15 protein-coding genes are annotated in these 15,728 nt (G+C 62.7%); 6 read left to right on the top strand and 9 right to left on the bottom strand.

The annotated features are described in order from the left end of the window. Positions 1-34: 34 nt before the first annotated feature. Together RCI06_RS10305 and RCI06_RS10300 are read right to left on the bottom strand one after the other, a co-directional pair. A complete protein-coding gene (locus RCI06_RS10305; RefSeq protein WP_306575997.1) occupies positions 35-3,109 on the bottom strand; it encodes a hypothetical protein in 3,075 nt (1,024 codons plus the stop codon). After that, a complete protein-coding gene (locus RCI06_RS10300) occupies positions 3,106-5,253 on the bottom strand; it encodes an RND family transporter (protein ID WP_101549618.1) in 2,148 nt (715 codons plus the stop codon). Before RCI06_RS10300 ends, RCI06_RS10305 begins: the two co-directional genes overlap by 4 nt. 236 nt (positions 5,254-5,489) lie before the next feature. Between RCI06_RS10300 and RCI06_RS10295 the strand changes: the two genes are divergently transcribed. Continuing rightward, positions 5,490-6,437, top strand: a complete 948-nt coding sequence (locus RCI06_RS10295; RefSeq protein WP_306575995.1) for a hypothetical protein — start codon at positions 5,490-5,492, stop codon at positions 6,435-6,437. A 73-nt stretch (positions 6,438-6,510) separates the two neighbouring features. Here RCI06_RS10295 and dhaS read toward each other — a convergent pair whose 3' ends face one another. Further along, positions 6,511-7,074: a dihydroxyacetone kinase transcriptional activator DhaS gene (gene dhaS / locus RCI06_RS10290; RefSeq protein ID WP_101549614.1), complete on the bottom strand. Its 564-nt coding sequence runs from the start codon at positions 7,072-7,074 to the stop codon at positions 6,511-6,513. Between the two features lie 161 nt (positions 7,075-7,235). Between dhaS and RCI06_RS10285 the strand changes: the two genes are divergently transcribed. After that, positions 7,236-7,397 (top strand): hypothetical protein, encoded by a 162-nt coding sequence (locus RCI06_RS10285; RefSeq protein WP_172439169.1) that lies wholly within the window; start codon positions 7,236-7,238, stop codon positions 7,395-7,397. A gap of 77 nt (positions 7,398-7,474) precedes the next feature. On the opposite strand, the gene RCI06_RS10280 is transcribed toward RCI06_RS10285, so the two are convergent. The 5 genes from RCI06_RS10280 to RCI06_RS10260 form a co-directional block, all read right to left on the bottom strand. Then, entirely contained in the window at positions 7,475-8,641 is a 1,167-nt protein-coding gene (locus RCI06_RS10280) for a cation diffusion facilitator family transporter (RefSeq protein WP_101549612.1), read from the bottom strand. Positions 8,642-8,740: 99 nt separating this feature from the next. Continuing rightward, the gene (locus tag RCI06_RS10275; protein ID WP_243107464.1) at positions 8,741-8,971 is read right to left on the bottom strand and encodes a DUF3006 domain-containing protein; all 231 of its coding nucleotides are present in this window, start codon (positions 8,969-8,971) and stop codon (positions 8,741-8,743) included. Further along, on the bottom strand, positions 8,968-9,585 hold the full coding sequence (locus tag RCI06_RS10270) for an AAA family ATPase (RefSeq protein WP_101549608.1): 618 nt from the start codon (positions 9,583-9,585) through the stop codon (positions 8,968-8,970). The genes RCI06_RS10275 and RCI06_RS10270 overlap by 4 nt, the downstream gene beginning before the upstream one ends. Positions 9,586-9,790: 205 nt before the next feature. Next, positions 9,791-9,994 (bottom strand): DUF378 domain-containing protein, encoded by a 204-nt coding sequence (locus RCI06_RS10265; protein WP_101549606.1) that lies wholly within the window; start codon positions 9,992-9,994, stop codon positions 9,791-9,793. After that, a complete protein-coding gene (locus RCI06_RS10260; protein WP_101549604.1) occupies positions 9,984-10,421 on the bottom strand; it encodes a hypothetical protein in 438 nt (145 codons plus the stop codon). The genes RCI06_RS10265 and RCI06_RS10260 overlap by 11 nt, the downstream gene beginning before the upstream one ends. A gap of 169 nt (positions 10,422-10,590) precedes the next feature. Between RCI06_RS10260 and guaA (RCI06_RS10255) the strand changes: the two genes are divergently transcribed. After that, positions 10,591-12,123: a glutamine-hydrolyzing GMP synthase gene (guaA, locus tag RCI06_RS10255; protein ID WP_101549601.1), complete on the top strand. Its 1,533-nt coding sequence runs from the start codon at positions 10,591-10,593 to the stop codon at positions 12,121-12,123. Between the two features lie 35 nt (positions 12,124-12,158). Next, positions 12,159-13,463: a glutamine-hydrolyzing GMP synthase gene (guaA, locus tag RCI06_RS10250; RefSeq protein ID WP_306575992.1), complete on the top strand. Its 1,305-nt coding sequence runs from the start codon at positions 12,159-12,161 to the stop codon at positions 13,461-13,463. 195 nt (positions 13,464-13,658) lie between these two features. On the opposite strand, the gene RCI06_RS10245 is transcribed toward guaA (RCI06_RS10250), so the two are convergent. Further along, entirely contained in the window at positions 13,659-14,192 is a 534-nt protein-coding gene (locus tag RCI06_RS10245; RefSeq protein WP_055081003.1) for a helix-turn-helix domain-containing protein, read from the bottom strand. 191 nt (positions 14,193-14,383) lie between these two features. On the opposite strand from RCI06_RS10245, the gene RCI06_RS10240 reads away from it, so the two are divergent. Beyond that, the gene (locus RCI06_RS10240) at positions 14,384-14,584 is read left to right on the top strand and encodes a DNA-binding protein (protein ID WP_033524007.1); all 201 of its coding nucleotides are present in this window, start codon (positions 14,384-14,386) and stop codon (positions 14,582-14,584) included. Between the two features lie 3 nt (positions 14,585-14,587). After that, entirely contained in the window at positions 14,588-15,664 is a 1,077-nt protein-coding gene (locus tag RCI06_RS10235) for a site-specific integrase (protein ID WP_306575988.1), read from the top strand. Positions 15,665-15,728: the final 64 nt, after the last annotated feature.

Below are 15,728 nucleotides of genomic sequence, written 5' to 3'. Positions count from 1 at the left end.
ACGCCGCGGCCCTCGCCTTTTACTCGGTTTCCGCTCAGGTGAAGAGGCCCTTGAGCCAGCCGAAGAAGCCCTGCTTCTCCTCGACGGGGGCGGCCGTCTCCTCGGCGGGTTCGGGAATCTTGACCTCGTCGGTCTTCATGACGAACTTGACGTCGGTGTCGAGGCCCTCGGGCGCGGCGGTGAAGACGCCGTACTCCTTCGAGAGGTCGACGTAGCGGTCCTTGCGTTCGAGCAGCTCGTCGAGGTCGTCGAGCTTTTCGATCGCGCTGTCCGCGGCGCCCTTGTCCTTGAGGCGGTCGAGGGTGGCGATCATGCCGCGGGAGAGGGAAATCTTCTCATCCTGGAGCATGTTGCGCATCGTCTCGGTGATGTCGCGGTGCGCGTCGAGGTCGTCGCGCATCCGGAGCAGCGTGGTGATCGTCTCGGGTGACTCGTGCAGGCTCTTGTGGATGTCGGTGCGCTTCAAATCGCGGCGCAGCGCCTTGATGATCGGGCGGGCGTCGGTAAGGTCGTCGCGCAGGTCGTCGATGTTCTCCACCTCGTCGAGCAGGTTGGTCTCGTCGAGCTTTTTGAGCAGGAGCACGAGCGTCTCCATGTTGTCGGTGTTCTCCTTGAGGTGGCCGAGCATCCTGTCGAGGTACTTCTGCACCTCGGTGCCCTGGAGCTGGCCCGCCATCTGCTCGAGGCCGGGGCCGTACCGGTTCACGTCGTCAAGCAGCTTGAGCAGCTCGTCGGGGCCGATCGCCACGACCAGCTTTTCCATCTGCTCGACCATGCCCTTCATGGCCATCAGCTGCTGGTACTGCTCGGTGGGGACCGGGACCGTGCCGCCGCTGCGCGCGCTGCGGGCGCGCGGCGCGCTTTCGACGATCTCCTTCAGTTCATCGTCGCCCGCCTTGTTCAAATATTCGTCGATCGCGCCAGTCAGCACATAGTAGCCGGCCGTCGTCCCGGTGATCTCCGCATAGACGTCCATGCGGTCCTCGTCCACCGGCTTCTTCACGGTGTCGTCCGCCTTGGAACCGTCGTCGGGCGCGGGAGCGGGGTCCGCGCCCCCGCCGCCTTCGCCGCCCTCGCCGGAGCTGCCGTCCGCGTCGTCCCCGGAGGGGCCGTCCGTGCCGGCGGGCGGGTCCTTCTTCTCTTCCGCGGGAGGCTCTTCGCCCTTCCCGGCGGCTCCCGCGTCCTCCCCACCGGACGATTCGATGTACTCGGCCAGCACCGCGGTCACGCCCTCCGGTTCGCTGACCACCGGCCCGCTCGCGGCGGGATCGCTTGCGGTCGGCTCGCTCGTCGTGGGCTCGCTTGTGGCGGGCTCGCTGGCCGTGGGCTCGCTCGTCGTGGGCTCGCTCGTCGTGGGCTCACTCGTCGTGGGCTCACTCGTCGTGGGCTCACTCGTCGTGGGCTCGCCGGTCGCGGGCTCGCTCGTCGTGGGTTCGTCTGTGGCCGGCTCGTTTACAGTCGGCTCGCTCGTGACCGGTTCGGCCTTTTTGTCGCCCTCCCTGCGGATCGGGCGGATGTGGCCCGGATCGACGATGTCGCCGTTCGCGCTGGCGCGCACCAGCTCGTCGCGCAGGGTCGGATTCAGCTTGGAGCCGGAGAGGACGTCGTCGAGCTTCCCGGCGGCGTCGGGGTTATTGATGTAGCCCATGACGACCTGCCGCGCCTGCAGGCGGGTCTGCTGCGCCTCCAGTTGGGCCTTCATCTGCCGGCAGATCTCCAGGAACTGCTGGAGCGCCTGGAGGCCCTCCCGGTATCCCTCGGGGTCGGAGGCCTGCGCGGTTTTGACGCCCGCGTAGACCGTCTTGAGGTCGTCCAGCAGGGTCTGTAAGCCGCCCTGGTCCGCCTGCGCGATGATCTGGTCGAGCTGCGCCTTGAGCGCCTTGTTCTTTTGCAGCTCGTCGTAGTCGTCCACCAGCTCCTGCAAGCGGTTGGGACTCAAATCGTCCACGAGGTCGAAGAGGTCGGCGAGATCGTCGTCGTCGAGCAGGGTGCCCATCGCCTTTTCGCTCAGGTCGTGGTCGATGCGGTCGTAGAGGCGGACGTTCTCGTCGGTGACGTATTTGGGCAGGATATCGAGGATATCCTTGTTGAGGTCGTAGAAATCGAAGACGTCGTCGATGATCAGCCTGGCCGCGTCGGTGCGTTCGGGGTCGGTGAGCAGCGAACGGATGTCGCGGTCGGGGTCGAGGGTCTCGAGGTCGTTTTGCATGTCGCGCAGGTCGTAGAGATCCTGCTCCATGTCGTCGAACTCGTCGCTCTTTTTGAGGTCGTCGAGGTCGGGCAGCTCGGGGGAGGCCGCGATCATGATCGGGCCCATCTCAAAGTCGACGACGTCGGCGGTGACGGTGAACTCCTCGGGGAAGTCGAGGTCGTTCAGCTCCTGGACGCTGTAGCTGTCGAGCGCGAGGCTGTCACCGAGCCCTGGCAGGCAGACCATCGCGACCACCTGGCTGCTGCCGTCGGTGACGACCGAGCCGTCGCTGACCTTGACGTTGCCGAAGGTGTCGTCCGGGAGTGCCATGCCCGCCGCCACCATGAGCGGCGTGTACATGACGGTCTTTTCCCCGCCGATCTCCACCTCATGCTTCGAGGTGTTTTTGAAGGAGAGGCGGATCTCCAGCCTGCCGGACTTCCCCGCCAGCTCCTGCGGGTCGTACTCCTTCCCGTCGAGCCGGTAGGTGATCTTCACCTCGAGCGGCAGCTCCTTGCCGGTGCGTCCGGTGTAGTAGAGGTCGGTGCCGTCGAGCTGCCAACTCAGGCGCTCCCCCTCCTGCCGGGGGCCCCGGTCCCCCTTGATGTTCTCGATGTCCTTGAGGTCGGAGACGTCCTCGAAGGTCACGCCGGGCGTGTCGCTGTGCAGCCAGTCGGTGACCACCGTGTCGTAAGGGCGGCCGGTCGGGTCGAGATTGACGTAGACCGTCTCGCTCTTCTTGGTGCCGATGAGATTCTCCGGCTTCTCCTTTTCCGGTTCCGCCCGGACCTGCGCCGCGGCAGGCTGGGCGGGTTCCTCGGCGGACGCCGCCGCGCAGCCCGAAAGCAGCGTGGAGGCCGCCACCGAAAGGGCGAGCAGCACGCAGAGCGCGCGCAAGGAAAGGTGCTTTGGTTTCATATCGATTCCCCCTGTTTCGCATGGAGCTCTTTGAGCCGTTTTCCCAGCCGCTTTCTCGGCGGCGGGGTGATGTCGCTGCGCCAGTTGTGGGAGGTCTTCGCGATGAAGCCCTCGCAGGCGAGCAGCACCGACGGCAGGATGAAGATGCTGACCAGCGCGCTGATGACGGCGCCGCGCGCCAGCATCGAGCAGATGCTCTTGATGATCTCGATTTTCGAGATGAGCGAGACGCCGAAGGTCGCGCAGAAGAAGACCGAGGCGCTCGTGATGATCGATTTGTCCGAGGCGCTCGAGGCGATCTTGATCGCCTCGACGCGCTCATGCCCGTTTTGCAGCTCCTCGCGGAAGCGGGTGGTCATCAGGATGGCGTAGTCGACCGTCGCGCCCAGCTGGATGCAGCCGATGACGATGGGCGACACGAAGGGGATGACCGTCCCGGTCAGGGCCGGGATGCCCTGGTTGATGAAGATCGACAGCTCGATGGCCGCCACGAGGATGACCGGCACGGTGAACGACTTGAAGGTCAGCCCCACGATCACCAGGATCGCCAGCACCGAAAGCACGTTGGTCACCTGGATGTCGACCGTTGTGATGTCCATCAGGTCCTTGGTCATCGCGCCCTCGCCGGTGATCAGCGCGCCGGGGTCGTACCGCTTGGCGATTTCATTCAGCGCCTCGATCTGGGCGTTTTCCTCCTCGCGCGCCGCCTTGTAGCGGGAGTTGATCATGAGCATCTGCTTGCCGTCCTTCTTGCAGATGTCCTTGAGCTCCTGCGGGATGAAATTGTCCGGGATGCCCGGGCCGACGAATTTATTGTAGGCGAGCAGCGCCTCCACCCCGTCGACCTTCTCCATCTCCTTTTCCATCGCGTTCAGCCGGTAGGCGGGGAGGCTGTCGTCGACGATCACGAAGTGTGTGGTCGCCATGTCGAACTCGTCCTTGAGCTTGTTGGTCGCCACGGTCGACGGCAGGTCCTCCGGAAGCGACTGGTCGATGTTGTAGTAGATCTGCGTCCTGCTCTGCATGATGAGCGCCGGCACGAAGAGCACGAGGAAAATCGCGACGAAGGTCTTTTTGTGGTCGATGATCCAGTCGTTGAGCCTTGTCAGGTCGGGGATGAGCGACCGGTGGCTCCAGCGGTGAATCGGCTTATCGAAGACGAGGATGAGCGAGGGCAGCACGACGAGCACCACGAGGATGCCGATGACGATGCCCTTGGCCATCACGAGCCCGAGGTCGGGCCCGAGCCCGAGGCGCATGGCGCAGAGCGCCAAAAAGCCCGCCACGGTGGTCGTCGACGACCCGGACAGGGAGACGAACGCACCCTGGATGGCGCTCGCCATCGCGTCCCGCCGGTCCTCGAACCGCTCCTTCTCCTCGTCGTACCGGTCAAAGAGGAAGATCGAGTAGTCCATCGAGACGCCCAGCTGTAAGATCGCGGCGATCGCTTTGGTGATGTAGGAGACCTGCCCCAGAAAGATGTTGGTGCCGAAGTTGTAGGCCACCGCAAAGCCGATGCCCATCAAAAAGACGAAGGGCAAAACAACCGATTCCATCGTGAGCGACATGGCGACGATCGAGAAAACGACCGCCAGCAGCGTGTAGAAGGGCATCTCCTGTTCAACGAGGTCCTTGGTGTCCTTGAGGAAGATCGACACGCCCGCCAAAAAGCACCGCTCGTCGCAGAGGGCGCGCACCTCGTCGATCGCCCGCAGCGTCTCGTTGGAGGCGCCGGGGTGCTCGAACTGGACGATGATCATCGTTGAATCCTTCGCCTTTTCGCTGTAGAAGATATCCTTGATCTCGTCCGGAAGGATCTCCTTGGGGACGCTGATGTCGAGCATGCTGGAGATCCACATCGCGTCGCTCACGCCTGGGACCTCCTCGATCGCGTCCCGCAGCTTTTCCACGTCGCGCGCGGGCATTCCCTCGACGACCAACATCGCGGTCGCCGCGCTGTGGAAGGTGTCCTCGAGCACCGCCTGCCCCTGCGAGGAATCGAGCTCCTCGGGCAGGTAGGAGAGGATATCGTAGTTGACGCGGGTGTTGATCGCGCCGTACAGGCTGGGCAGGAGCAGCAGCAGCGCGAGAAGGATGATCGTCTTTGGCGAGCGCGTGAGCGCCCGCGCAAATTTCTTGAGCAAGCCAAAACCCCCTCATTCCATGCGGGAAGCGCCAAGCCGCGCCTCCCCTTCTTAAACCATACCCAATATATCACCCGGCCCGCGCGATGTAATTAGACAGATTTTTCATCTGTCTAAAAATACGACACCTCCCCAGAACTGTCGTTTTTTTTGACAAATCCGCTTTTTGTCTATACCGCGGCCGGCATCGGGCGGATATAATAAGGTCGGAAAACACTCTTGAGGAGGGCGCGGACATGGAATTTCAGCACCGGATGCTGCGCGCGGTGGTGGCCGGGATCGTCGACAAGGCGCTGCGCGACCTTCCGCGCGACCCAAAGCGCAGCCTGCGCAACCTCGTGGATCTCGGGGACAGCTGCGCGAAGGGCCCGCAGCAGAAGCTCTTCTTCGCGCGGGCGCACGCCGCGCTGCAAAGTCCCGCCTCCCCCTATTACCAGCTCGCCGCGGACGCCGTCAGCTGGGTGGACCCGCGCGCCCTGCGCGCGATGGGGGTCAACCTCGGCGCGTCGGGGCTCACCTGGGGGGTCGGGCGGCTCCGCCAGGAGGAGGCCGCGCGGGGCGGGCACCTGCCCTGGATGCTCCTGCTTGACGGGCCCGCCCGGGCGGATTCCCCCGTCCCGCACGAGGCGAACGCCCTCGGCTGCTATACCTTCGTGCTGCGCGGCGCCGACGCGCGGGAGGCCTGCGCGCTCGCCGCGCGCTGGCCCGAGAGCGCCTTCTTCGCCGAGCTGCCCGCCGCGCAGATCACCCCCGAGACCGCCGCCCTGCTTGAAAAGGCCCCCAACCTCGCCGTCTCGGTCGACGTCACGCCCGAAACGGACGCCTCCGAGGCCTTCGGGCTCCTGCACGCGGCCCGCAGGTTCTACGGCTTCGCGGCCGCCTGCACCTCCCGGACCGCCGACGCCCTGCTGGACGGAGCGTTCCTCGACCGGATGCGCGCCGGGCACTGCCTCTACGGCTGCTTTCGCTGCCCCACCGGGGAGCCCGCCCTCGAGGACAGGCTCTGCCGGACGGTGAACGGCGACCGCGGCCGCCGCAAGGGGCGTCCGCTGCTGCTCATCGACTTCCGCCGCGACGTGCAGTCCGTCGCCGAGGCGGTCTCCCCGGGAAGCCGCGCGCTGCGCGTCAACCCCGCGCTGCCGCTCGGCCCGCAGCTCTCCCCGCGATCGGAAAACGTGATCTGAACGGCAAAACGCCCGGCATCCTTTCGGATGCCGGGCGTTTCCGGTTCGCGTCCGCCGGTCTGCCGGCGGACGCTTATTCCTTCTTATATTTTTCCAGCGCGTAATGGATGCTCGCGTCGGTCATCTCCTTGACCCGCAGGATGTAACCGTCCGGCTCCTCCTTCATGCCGTGCCGGGCCCATTTCATGATGAGCCCCACGAACGCGAACGCGTAGAAATCGGCGATGAATTCGAGGTCCTCCTCGCCGATCGGGCTTTCTCCGAGCAGCTCCTCCGCGAGCGACCGGACCAGCCCCCGGGCAAATTCCAGCAGGTACTCCTGGAAGGAGTTCTGCCCCGGCGTGCTCAGAGCGTTGATGTAAAAGCGCTTGTTGTCCCGCATGTAGCGGCAGAGCGCGCCCAGGCCGTCGGTCCAGTGGGCGCGGTCGGAAAAGCTGCTCATGAGCTTGACCGTCTCGGTATAGTAAATCCAGTTGACAAGCTCGTATTTGTCCTTGAAGTGGTAGTAGAAGGTCTGGCGGTTTACCCCGCAGTTGGAGGTGATGTCCCCCACCGAGATCTTTGAAAGCGGCTCCCGCTCCATCAGCTCCTTGATGGACGCGGCCAGCGCCTGCTTGGTGATCATTGAATCCGCCATGCCATCCCCCCTTTGCCGCCTTTCGGGACGCCTCTATTCTAATACAAATCCTTCCGGTTTGCAACCGTGGGCGGGAAGCTTCCGCGTCCCTTGCGCCGCGCGGTGAAATGTGCTAAACTGGGGAAAACCCGGCGCCCGGGCGGGCGGAAGGAGGCGGACGGATGAGTTTGAGCAGCGAGCCGGTCCGGCGGGAGGACGACCTCCTGCGGATGATCGACGAAGGCATCGCCGCGCTTGAGACGGACGAGGAGTTCTCCAAAACGGTGCAGGCGATCGGCGAATTTTGCAGCCGGAATGAAAAACCGGACCCGGAGGAGCCCTGAACGGGCCGCTCCGGGAAAAGAGGCGGACGCTCCAAACGGAGCGCCCGCCTCTTTTTCATTTTGCCAACGCGCGCGGCTCAGATGAACGCCTGCTCGACGCGGATGACCGCGAAGTATTTTGAATCGATCGCCTGCACCCCCTCGCGCACCCGCTGGGCGACCTGCGCGTCGCTCAGGCGGAAGCGGTGGGGCACCGTCACGTCGAAGATCAGGTTGGTGTGGGTGACGCCGTTCACCATGCGGAAGTCGTGGATCGAGATCGACGGGTCGATCCCGCGCACCATCTCCTCCACACGCTCCCGCAGCGCGCCGATCTCGCCGTGGTCGACGGCGACGGGGTCCATATGGATGGTCACGTCGCAGCCGAACTTGTGCCGCAGCTCCAGCTCGATGACGTCCACCGCGTCGTGCATGGTCAAAATGTCCGCGTTGCAGGGCATCTCGGCGTGCAGCGAGATGATCCGCCGGCCCGGCCCGTAATCGTGCACGATGAGGTCGTGCACCCCTGACACCTCGTCATGGGCGAGCACCGTCTCCTCGATCTGCCGGACGAACGCGGCGTCCGGGGCCTGTCCGAGCAGAGGGGAGAGGCTGTCGCGCGCGGTGGTCCAGCCGGTATAGAGGATGAAGAGAGCCACAAGCATGCCGATCCAGCCGTCGATGTTAAGCTTGGCAAAGTAGCTGACGGCGATCCCGAGTACGACCGCGGAGGTCGCGACCGCGTCGGTGAGGCTGTCCATGGCGGTCGCTTTCATCGCGGTGGAGCCGAGCCGGCTGCCGAGCGAGCGGTTGAACCAGCACATCCACAGCTTGACGGCGATCGAGAGGAGCAGGATGACCACCGACACGGCGCTGAACGACACCGCCTCGGGGCGCAGGATCTTCGCGATCGAACCGCGCGCCAGCTCGACCCCGACGAGCAGGATGGCCATCGACACGGCCAGCCCCGAGACGTACTCGATCCGCCCGTGCCCGAAGGGGTGCTCGCTGTCCGAGGGGGCGCAGGCCATCTTGAAGCCGACGAGGGTCACGACCGACGAGCCCGCGTCGGAGAGGTTGTTGAAGGCGTCCGCCACGATCGCGATCGACGAGGTGAGCCACCCGGCGGCCGCCTTGGCCGCGAAGAGGCAGAGGTTGAGGACGATCCCCACCACGCCCGAAAAAACGCCGTACCGTCCGCGCACCTCCGGGTCCTCCACCCGGTCGCTGTCCCGCACGAAGCGGCGCAGCAAAAAGTTGATCATATCCCATTCATCCAATCCGTGCAAATTGCGGGCCCGCCGGGGCCCGCGGCTGAAAAGGGGCGGGCCGCGACCCGCGCGTCCCGCCCCGACATAACCGGTTTATTTTTCCCAGAGGGCCTCCATCTTTTCGCGGATGCGGGCGCGCCGCGCGGCGGTCGCCTCCGCGTCGACCTTGAATTCGCCGATCTCATGGACGACGATGTCGCCCTCCCCCGCCTCGCGGGGCAGGCGCGCGCGCTCGACGCCGATCGTCTCGCCGTTTTCCGCCTCCAGGATGGCAAAATTCCCCTCGAACCGGTCGATGCTGTACCGCATGGGTATTTCGTTCACTTCCTCATGGCCGCAAAGCTTTTGATCAGCTCCACCGCGTCCCCGGTGGACAACAGGCTGCTGTCGAACGAGAGGTGGTAGCTGCCGATCTCCCCCCACTTTTTGTCCGAGTAGGAGTTGTAATACGCGGCGCGTTTTTTATCGATTTTGGAGATCATGTCCTTGGCCTCGCCGCCGCTCATCTCATAGAGCCGCTTGACCCGCTCGACGCGGTACTGGAGCGGCGCGTGGATGAACACGTTGAGGCAGTCCGGCTCGTCGCGCAGCGCGTAATCGGCGCAGCGCCCGACGATGACGCAGTCGCGCTCCCGGACGATCTTGCGGATCGCGTCGAACTGCGCCAGAAACAGCTTCTGGTTGATCGGGACATGGTCCACGCCCATCAGATTCCCCATGGAATACGGATTGACCGACATGGAATAGAGCAGGCTGCTGACCGGTTTTTCATCGTTGCTTTCAAACAGGTCCCTGCTGATGCCGCTTTCCTTCGCCGCAACCTCGAGCAGCTCCTTGTCGTAGAACTCCACGCCGAGGGAATCCGCCAGCGCCTTCCCGATCTCCCGGCCGCCGCTGCCAAACTCTCTCCCGATGGTCACGATCACCCGTTTCGCCATGACAACCGCTCCTTTCCCGCCCGTTTTACACAGGCCGTACGCATTGCCTTTGCCGTACTATTATTATACGCTTCCCGCGGTGATTTTTCAACCTTCGGGGACCCCGGCGGGCAGATTTTCCGGCCGCGCCCTCCGGTTTTTCACGGCCGGGCGGCGGCGAAAATAAAAAAGCGGCGGTAAAACCGCCGCTTTTTTGGGGCCGCCGTCAGACCGCGTCGCGCGTTTCGGGGCGGAAGAGGAGCGAAATGCACCAGATCGCGCCGAGGGCGACGAGGGTATAGATGATGCGGCTGAAGATGCTTGCCGAGCCTCCGAAAAGCCATGCGACCGCGTCAATCTGGAAGATGCCGATCAGGCCCCAGTTGATGCCGCCGATGATGGTCAGGATCAGCGCAATTTTATTGATCAAACCAGTCAACCTCCTTGATCAGTGGGGACGCGCCGTTATCAGTCTGCCCGGAAAAATCGGGATTTATGCACCGGATGCGGGGAGCCTCTCCGGGCGCGTCCTCTTCGGAGGAAAGCGCCGTGAAACCGACGGCGGCGGACCTCGCCGCGAAGACCGCCACGCGGTCCACCTCCGAACGCTTCAGCACCCGGTAGGGCGCCAGCGGCGCGCCCTCATAGAAGAGGACCGCACGGTCCCCCTCGGGCGCGAGGGTCACCGCCAGCGCCTCAAACGGGCCGGTCTCCCGCTCGATGGCCGCCGCGTCGAGCCGGTAGGGGCCGCCCTCGGGCAGCGTCACAATCCGCTGCCCGCCCGCGGCGTACACCCGCATCGAGCAGAGCATCGCCATGCCCAGCGCGAGCACCGCGGCCGCAATCAGCCGTTTCATTCCGCCATCCCTCCTTTGACCGTCTTTTTTTCCGCGCCCGCGCCGGTTTTGCCCGGCACGGCGCGCAGGCAGGAACAATCGTTTCCTTGCCGCTTGTATTTTGCGTCTTTTTGTGGCAAAATAAACGTATTCCCGCAGGTATCTGATAAAAAAGGATTGATGAACCCATATGAACCACCAGACGGTCGTGATCCTCGACTTCGGCGGGCAGTATAACCAACTGATCGCCCGCCGGGTCCGCGAGTGCGCGGTCTACTGCGAGGTGCTCCCCAGCCGGACCCCGCTTGCGGAGGTCTTCGCGAAAAATCCCATCGGCATCATCTTTACGGGTGGCCCCAACAGCGTCTACGAGGAAGATTCCCCCCACATCGACCCGGCGGTCTTTGAACGGGGCGTCCCCGTGCTGGGCATCTGCTACGGCATCCAGTTGATGGCCCACACCCTCGGCGGGCATGTCACCAGCCCCGATTCGCGCGAGTACGGCAAGACGGTTACATACTACGACACCTCCTGCCCCCTCTTCGCGGGGCTGCCGGACAAGGGCGTCTCGTGGATGAGCCACACCGACTATATCGACCGGCTGCCCGAGGGCTTTACCGCCGCGGCGCACACCGATTGCTGCCCCACCGCCGCGATGCAGAACCCCGAAAAAAAGCTCTACGGCTTACAGATGCACCCCGAGGTGCTCCATACGGAAAACGGCGTCGCCATGCTCCATAACTTCCTCTACCGGGTGTGCGGCGCGAAGGGCGACTGGACGATGGGCGACTATGCCCGCAGCACGGTCGCGTCCCTGCGCGAAAAGATCGGGGACGGCAAGGTGCTGCTCGGGCTCTCGGGCGGCGTGGACAGCTCGGTCGCGGCCGCGCTGCTCTCCCGCGCGGTCGGCGGCCAGCTCACCTGCATCTTCGTCGACCACGGCCTCATGCGCAAAAACGAGGGGGACGAGGTCGAGGAGGCTTTCCGCGGGCATGACCTCAACTTTGTCCGCGTCGATGCGCGCGACCGCTTCCTCGATAAGCTCGCGGGCGTGACCGACCCCGAGCGGAAGCGCAAGATCATCGGCGAGGAGTTCATCCGCGTCTTTGAGGCGGAGGCCAAAAAGCTCGGGCGGGTCGACTACCTCGCGCAGGGCACCATCTATCCCGACGTGATCGAATCGGGCGCGGGGGACGCCGCGACGATCAAAAGCCACCACAATGTCGGGGGGCTTCCCGATTACGTCGATTTCAAGGAGATCATCGAGCCGCTGCGGCTGCTCTTCAAAGACGAGACCCGCGCCCTCGGCAGGGAACTCGGCCTGCCCGGTTACCTCGTCGACCGCCAGCCCTTCCCCGGCCCCGGGCTCGCCGTGCGCATCGTCGGCGAAATCACCCGCGAAAAGGTCGCGGTTCTGCAGGACGCCGACTGGATCTTCCGCGAGGAGATCGCCCGGGCGGGACTGGAGAAGGAGGTCCACCAGTATTTCGCGGTGCTCACCGACATGCGGTCGGTCGGCGTCATGGGGGACGGGCGCACCTACGACTACACCGTCGCGCTGCGCGGCGTCACCACCACCGACTTCATGACCGCCGACTGGGCGCGCATCCCCTACGAGGTGCTCGACCTCGTCAGCCGCCGGATCGTCAACGAGGTGCGCGGCATCAACCGGATCGTCTACGATATCACATCCAAGCCGCCCGCGACCATCGAATGGCTCTGAGGCCGGCTCGGCAGGACATGGGAGGAAAACAGCATATGCAGCAGGACATGATCGTTATTCTGGACCTTGGAAGCACCGAAAATACCGTCCTCGCGCGGGCCGTCCGCGACCTGGGCGTCTACAGCGAAATCTACCCGCACGACATCACGCCGGACGAGCTGCGCGCGCTGCCAAACGTGCGCGGCATCCTCCTGAACGGCGGCCCCAACCGGGTGGTGGACGGCGCGCCCGTCGACGTCGACCTCGCGGTCTATTCGCTCGGCATCCCGACCCTTTCCGCCGACCATCCCACGGCGCGCGGCGAGGCCCTGCCCCATTGGCCGAAGGATCCCGCCGCGCTGACGGAGCTGCTTCGCGGGTTCGTCTTTGACACCTGCAAGGCGCAGGCCAACTGGAACATGGAAAACTTCATCGCCGACCAGATCGAGCTCGTCCGCAAACAGGTCGGCTCCCGCAAGGTGCTGCTCGCCCTCTCGGGCGGCGTGGACAGCTCGGTCGTGGCCGCGCTGCTGCTGCGCGCCATCGGCGACCAGCTCACCTGCGTGCACGTCAACCACGGGCTGCTCCGCAAAGGGGAGCCGGAACAGGTCGTGCGCGTCTTCCGCGACGAATTGGGCGCGAACCTCGTCTACGTCGACGCGAGCGAACGGTTTTTGGGCAAGCTGGCAGGGGTCGCGGACCCCGAGCAGAAACGCAAGATCATCGGCGCGGAGTTCATCCGCGTCTTCGAGGAGGAGGCCCGCAAGCTCAAGGGGATCGACTTCCTCGCGCAGGGCACCATCTATCCCGATATCGTCGAGAGCGGCACCAAGACCGCCAAGATGGTAAAGAGCCACCACAATGTCGGCGGCCTGCCCGACGACCTCGCGTTTGAGCTCGTTGAGCCGCTCCGCCAGCTCTTCAAGGACGAGGTGCGCGCCTGCGGCACCGCCCTCGGCCTGCCCGACGCCATGGTCTACCGCCAGCCCTTCCCCGGCCCCGGACTTGGGGTGCGCTGCCTCGGCGCGATTACCCGCGAGCGCCTCGAGGCGGTGCGCGAATCGGACGCGATCCTCCGCGAGGAGTTCCATGCCGCCGGGCTCGACAAGACCGTCTGGCAGTATTTCACCGTCGTCCCCGATTTTAAATCGGTCGGCGTGAAAAACAACGCGCGCTGCTTCGAGTACCCGGTCATCCTGCGCGCGATCAACACGATCGACGCGATGACCGCAGACGTCGAGCAGGTGCCCTGGCCGGTGCTCATGAAGATCACAAACCGCATCCTGAAGGAAGTGCCGGGGGTCAACCGCGTCTGCTACGACCTCTCCCCCAAGCCGCCCGCGACGATCGAGTGGGAATAACTGACAAAACCCGCAAAGCCTTGAAAACACTGGGTTTTTGAAGCGGAAACGGGGCATTTGATAGCAAATTGATAGCAGATACCAAAACCGGATTTACTTTGCTCACTCCTGTATAGCGGGTGGCTTGCGGGTAAATCCTCCATATCCTAAGAAAAAGGTCTTGCTGACTTTCACCAGTCGGCAAGACCTTTTTTGCTATTTGTCTTTTCTCTGTTTCTTCAATCCTTTTATCAGAGCATCGCTTAATTCCTTCGAGGGGACTTTGGCCCACCGCTGGGTGGTGTCATACTTGGGGTAGTTGTACCGCCAGCGGTCATAGTCCTCCTTGGTGATCTCCCCGGCCTCCAACTTCGCCGCCTGTTCCCGCCACGCAATCAAGATTTTGTTCAACTCACTGGCTTGACGGCCTCCCTGGAAAATATCTGCTTGCAGGCAGGCACGTCCATCCGCCTCTATCACTTTCAGACTGTAAACATCCTCCAAGGCGAACAGCGTATGGGCCAAACCTATGTAGTTGTCTATGTCCGGGACGCTCAACGCCTGGGGCGATACATCTAAAGTATGAGCCAGGGCAGCGGTCAAATCGGCCTTCGGCGTCCGGGTGCCTGTTTCGTACTGTGCCAGACGAACATCGGCGGAACGCTCTGGAAAGCCCACCGCCATACCAAGATACTTCTGTGTCATACCCCGGAGGGTGCGGAAAAAATGGATGCGCTCTCCTATTGCCATAAATGCCAACTCCTATCTGGTGGTTTCTGTCGAAAGTAGTATAACATATTCGCTTAGTAACAGTCAAGAGTATCTTAAACAAAAAAGTTAAAAATTATTCCGCAAGCCACTTGACAAAGCAAATTTGCTTAGTTATAATAGGCTAAGCATAAAGGCTTAGTCCTGGAGCCGTGAAAGGAGGTGAGCGCACAATGGCAAGCACCATGTTCATGCGGGTGGACGAGGTAGCGGAGGAATTAGGGGTTTCTGTCCCCTATGCCTATAAGCTGATTCGTTCCATGAATGCGGAGTTGAAAAAGACGGGCTGTATTACCATTTCAGGCCGCATCGACCGCAAATTCTTCCACGAAAAATTTTATGGCACAAGAGGCCAGAGCGAAAGGAGTGATTAACCTATGGCGGCGTTTAAGAACAAGGCCAACGGCACTTGGTACGTCCAGTTCCGCTATACGGACTGGAAAGGAGAGCGCCAGCAGAAGTTAAAGCGTGGCTTTGCCACCAAAAAGGAGGCCCAGGCGTGGGAGCGGGAGTTCCTTATGCAGAAGCAGGCCGACGTAAATATGACCTTTGAGAGCTTCGCCCAGCTCTATGAGAAGGATATGAAGCCCAAGCTGAAACTGAACACCTGGCTGACAAAAGAGAGCATCATCCAGAAGAAAATCCTGCCGTATTTTGGAAAGCGCAAACTGTCGGAAATCACCGCCAAGGACGTGATGGACTGGCAGAACGCGATCCGAGGGTTGACGGACGCCAAGGGAAAACCCTATTCCCCTACCTATCTCAAAACCGTCCACAATCAGTTAAGTGCCCTCTTTAACCATGCTGTCCGCTACTACGGCCTCCAGGTCAATCCTGCGGCCAAGGCCGGGAACATGGGGGTGGAGGAACGGCGTGAAATGCTGTTCTGGACGAAAGATGAGTATCTGAAATTTGCCGACGCCATGATGGACAAACCCCTCTCCTACTATGCCTTTGAAATGCTCTACTGGTGCGGTATCCGGGAGGGGGAACTGCTGGCCCTCACCCCAACAGACTTCGACTTTGAGGCGGGTACAGTGTCCATCAGCAAATCCTATCAGCGGCTCAAGGGCAAGGACGTGATTACCACCCCCAAGACGAAAAAGAGCAACCGTGTCATTAAGATGCCCAAATTCCTCTGTGGAGAGATGGAGGACTACTTAAAGATGTTTTACAGCACCGGGGCAAATGAACGGATTTTCCCTGTCAGCAAGCACTATCTCCACCATGAAATGGACAGAGGTGCGAAAGCGGCGGGAGTGAAGCGGATCAGGATTCACGACCTCCGACATTCACACATTTCCCTGCTGATTGATATGGGCTTCACCGCCCTGGCAATCGCTGACCGGGTGGGGCATGAGAGTATCGACATCACCTACCGCTACGCCCATCTGTTTCCTACAAGGCAGACGGAGATGGCGGACAAGCTGGACTTTGAAAGGATGGGAACGTAACCATGTCACTGAAAAACCGAGACAACAAAAATCGCTGGAGGAACAAGACCGTGGCCTTCCGGGT

This window comes from Anaerotruncus massiliensis (ex Togo et al. 2026), assembly GCF_030825285.1.
GTDB classification, from domain to species: Bacteria; Bacillota; Clostridia; order Oscillospirales; family Ruminococcaceae; genus Anaerotruncus; species Anaerotruncus massiliensis.
Note: the sequence above shows the minus strand (reverse complement) of the source record. Positions and strands in the feature narration are given on the sequence as shown.

Bases quoted from the DNA above. Each gene is read 5' to 3' on its own strand.
- RCI06_RS10305 (WP_306575997.1), bottom strand. From the start codon at position 3,109: ATGAAACCAAAGCACCTTTCCTTGCGCGCGCTCTGCGTGCTGCTCGCC.
- RCI06_RS10295 (WP_306575995.1), top strand. From the start codon at position 5,490: ATGGAATTTCAGCACCGGATGCTGCGCGCGGTGGTGGCCGGGATCGTC.
- dhaS (WP_101549614.1), bottom strand. From the start codon at position 7,074: ATGGCGGATTCAATGATCACCAAGCAGGCGCTGGCCGCGTCCATCAAG.
- RCI06_RS10285 (WP_172439169.1), top strand. From the start codon at position 7,236: ATGAGTTTGAGCAGCGAGCCGGTCCGGCGGGAGGACGACCTCCTGCGG.
- RCI06_RS10280 (WP_101549612.1), bottom strand. From the start codon at position 8,641: ATGATCAACTTTTTGCTGCGCCGCTTCGTGCGGGACAGCGACCGGGTG.
- RCI06_RS10270 (WP_101549608.1), bottom strand. From the start codon at position 9,585: ATGGCGAAACGGGTGATCGTGACCATCGGGAGAGAGTTTGGCAGCGGC.
- RCI06_RS10260 (WP_101549604.1), bottom strand. From the start codon at position 10,421: ATGAAACGGCTGATTGCGGCCGCGGTGCTCGCGCTGGGCATGGCGATG.
- guaA (WP_101549601.1), top strand. From the start codon at position 10,591: ATGAACCACCAGACGGTCGTGATCCTCGACTTCGGCGGGCAGTATAAC.
- guaA (WP_306575992.1), top strand. From the start codon at position 12,159: ATGCAGCAGGACATGATCGTTATTCTGGACCTTGGAAGCACCGAAAAT.
- RCI06_RS10245 (WP_055081003.1), bottom strand. From the start codon at position 14,192: ATGGCAATAGGAGAGCGCATCCATTTTTTCCGCACCCTCCGGGGTATG.
- RCI06_RS10240 (WP_033524007.1), top strand. From the start codon at position 14,384: ATGGCAAGCACCATGTTCATGCGGGTGGACGAGGTAGCGGAGGAATTA.
- RCI06_RS10235 (WP_306575988.1), top strand. From the start codon at position 14,588: ATGGCGGCGTTTAAGAACAAGGCCAACGGCACTTGGTACGTCCAGTTC.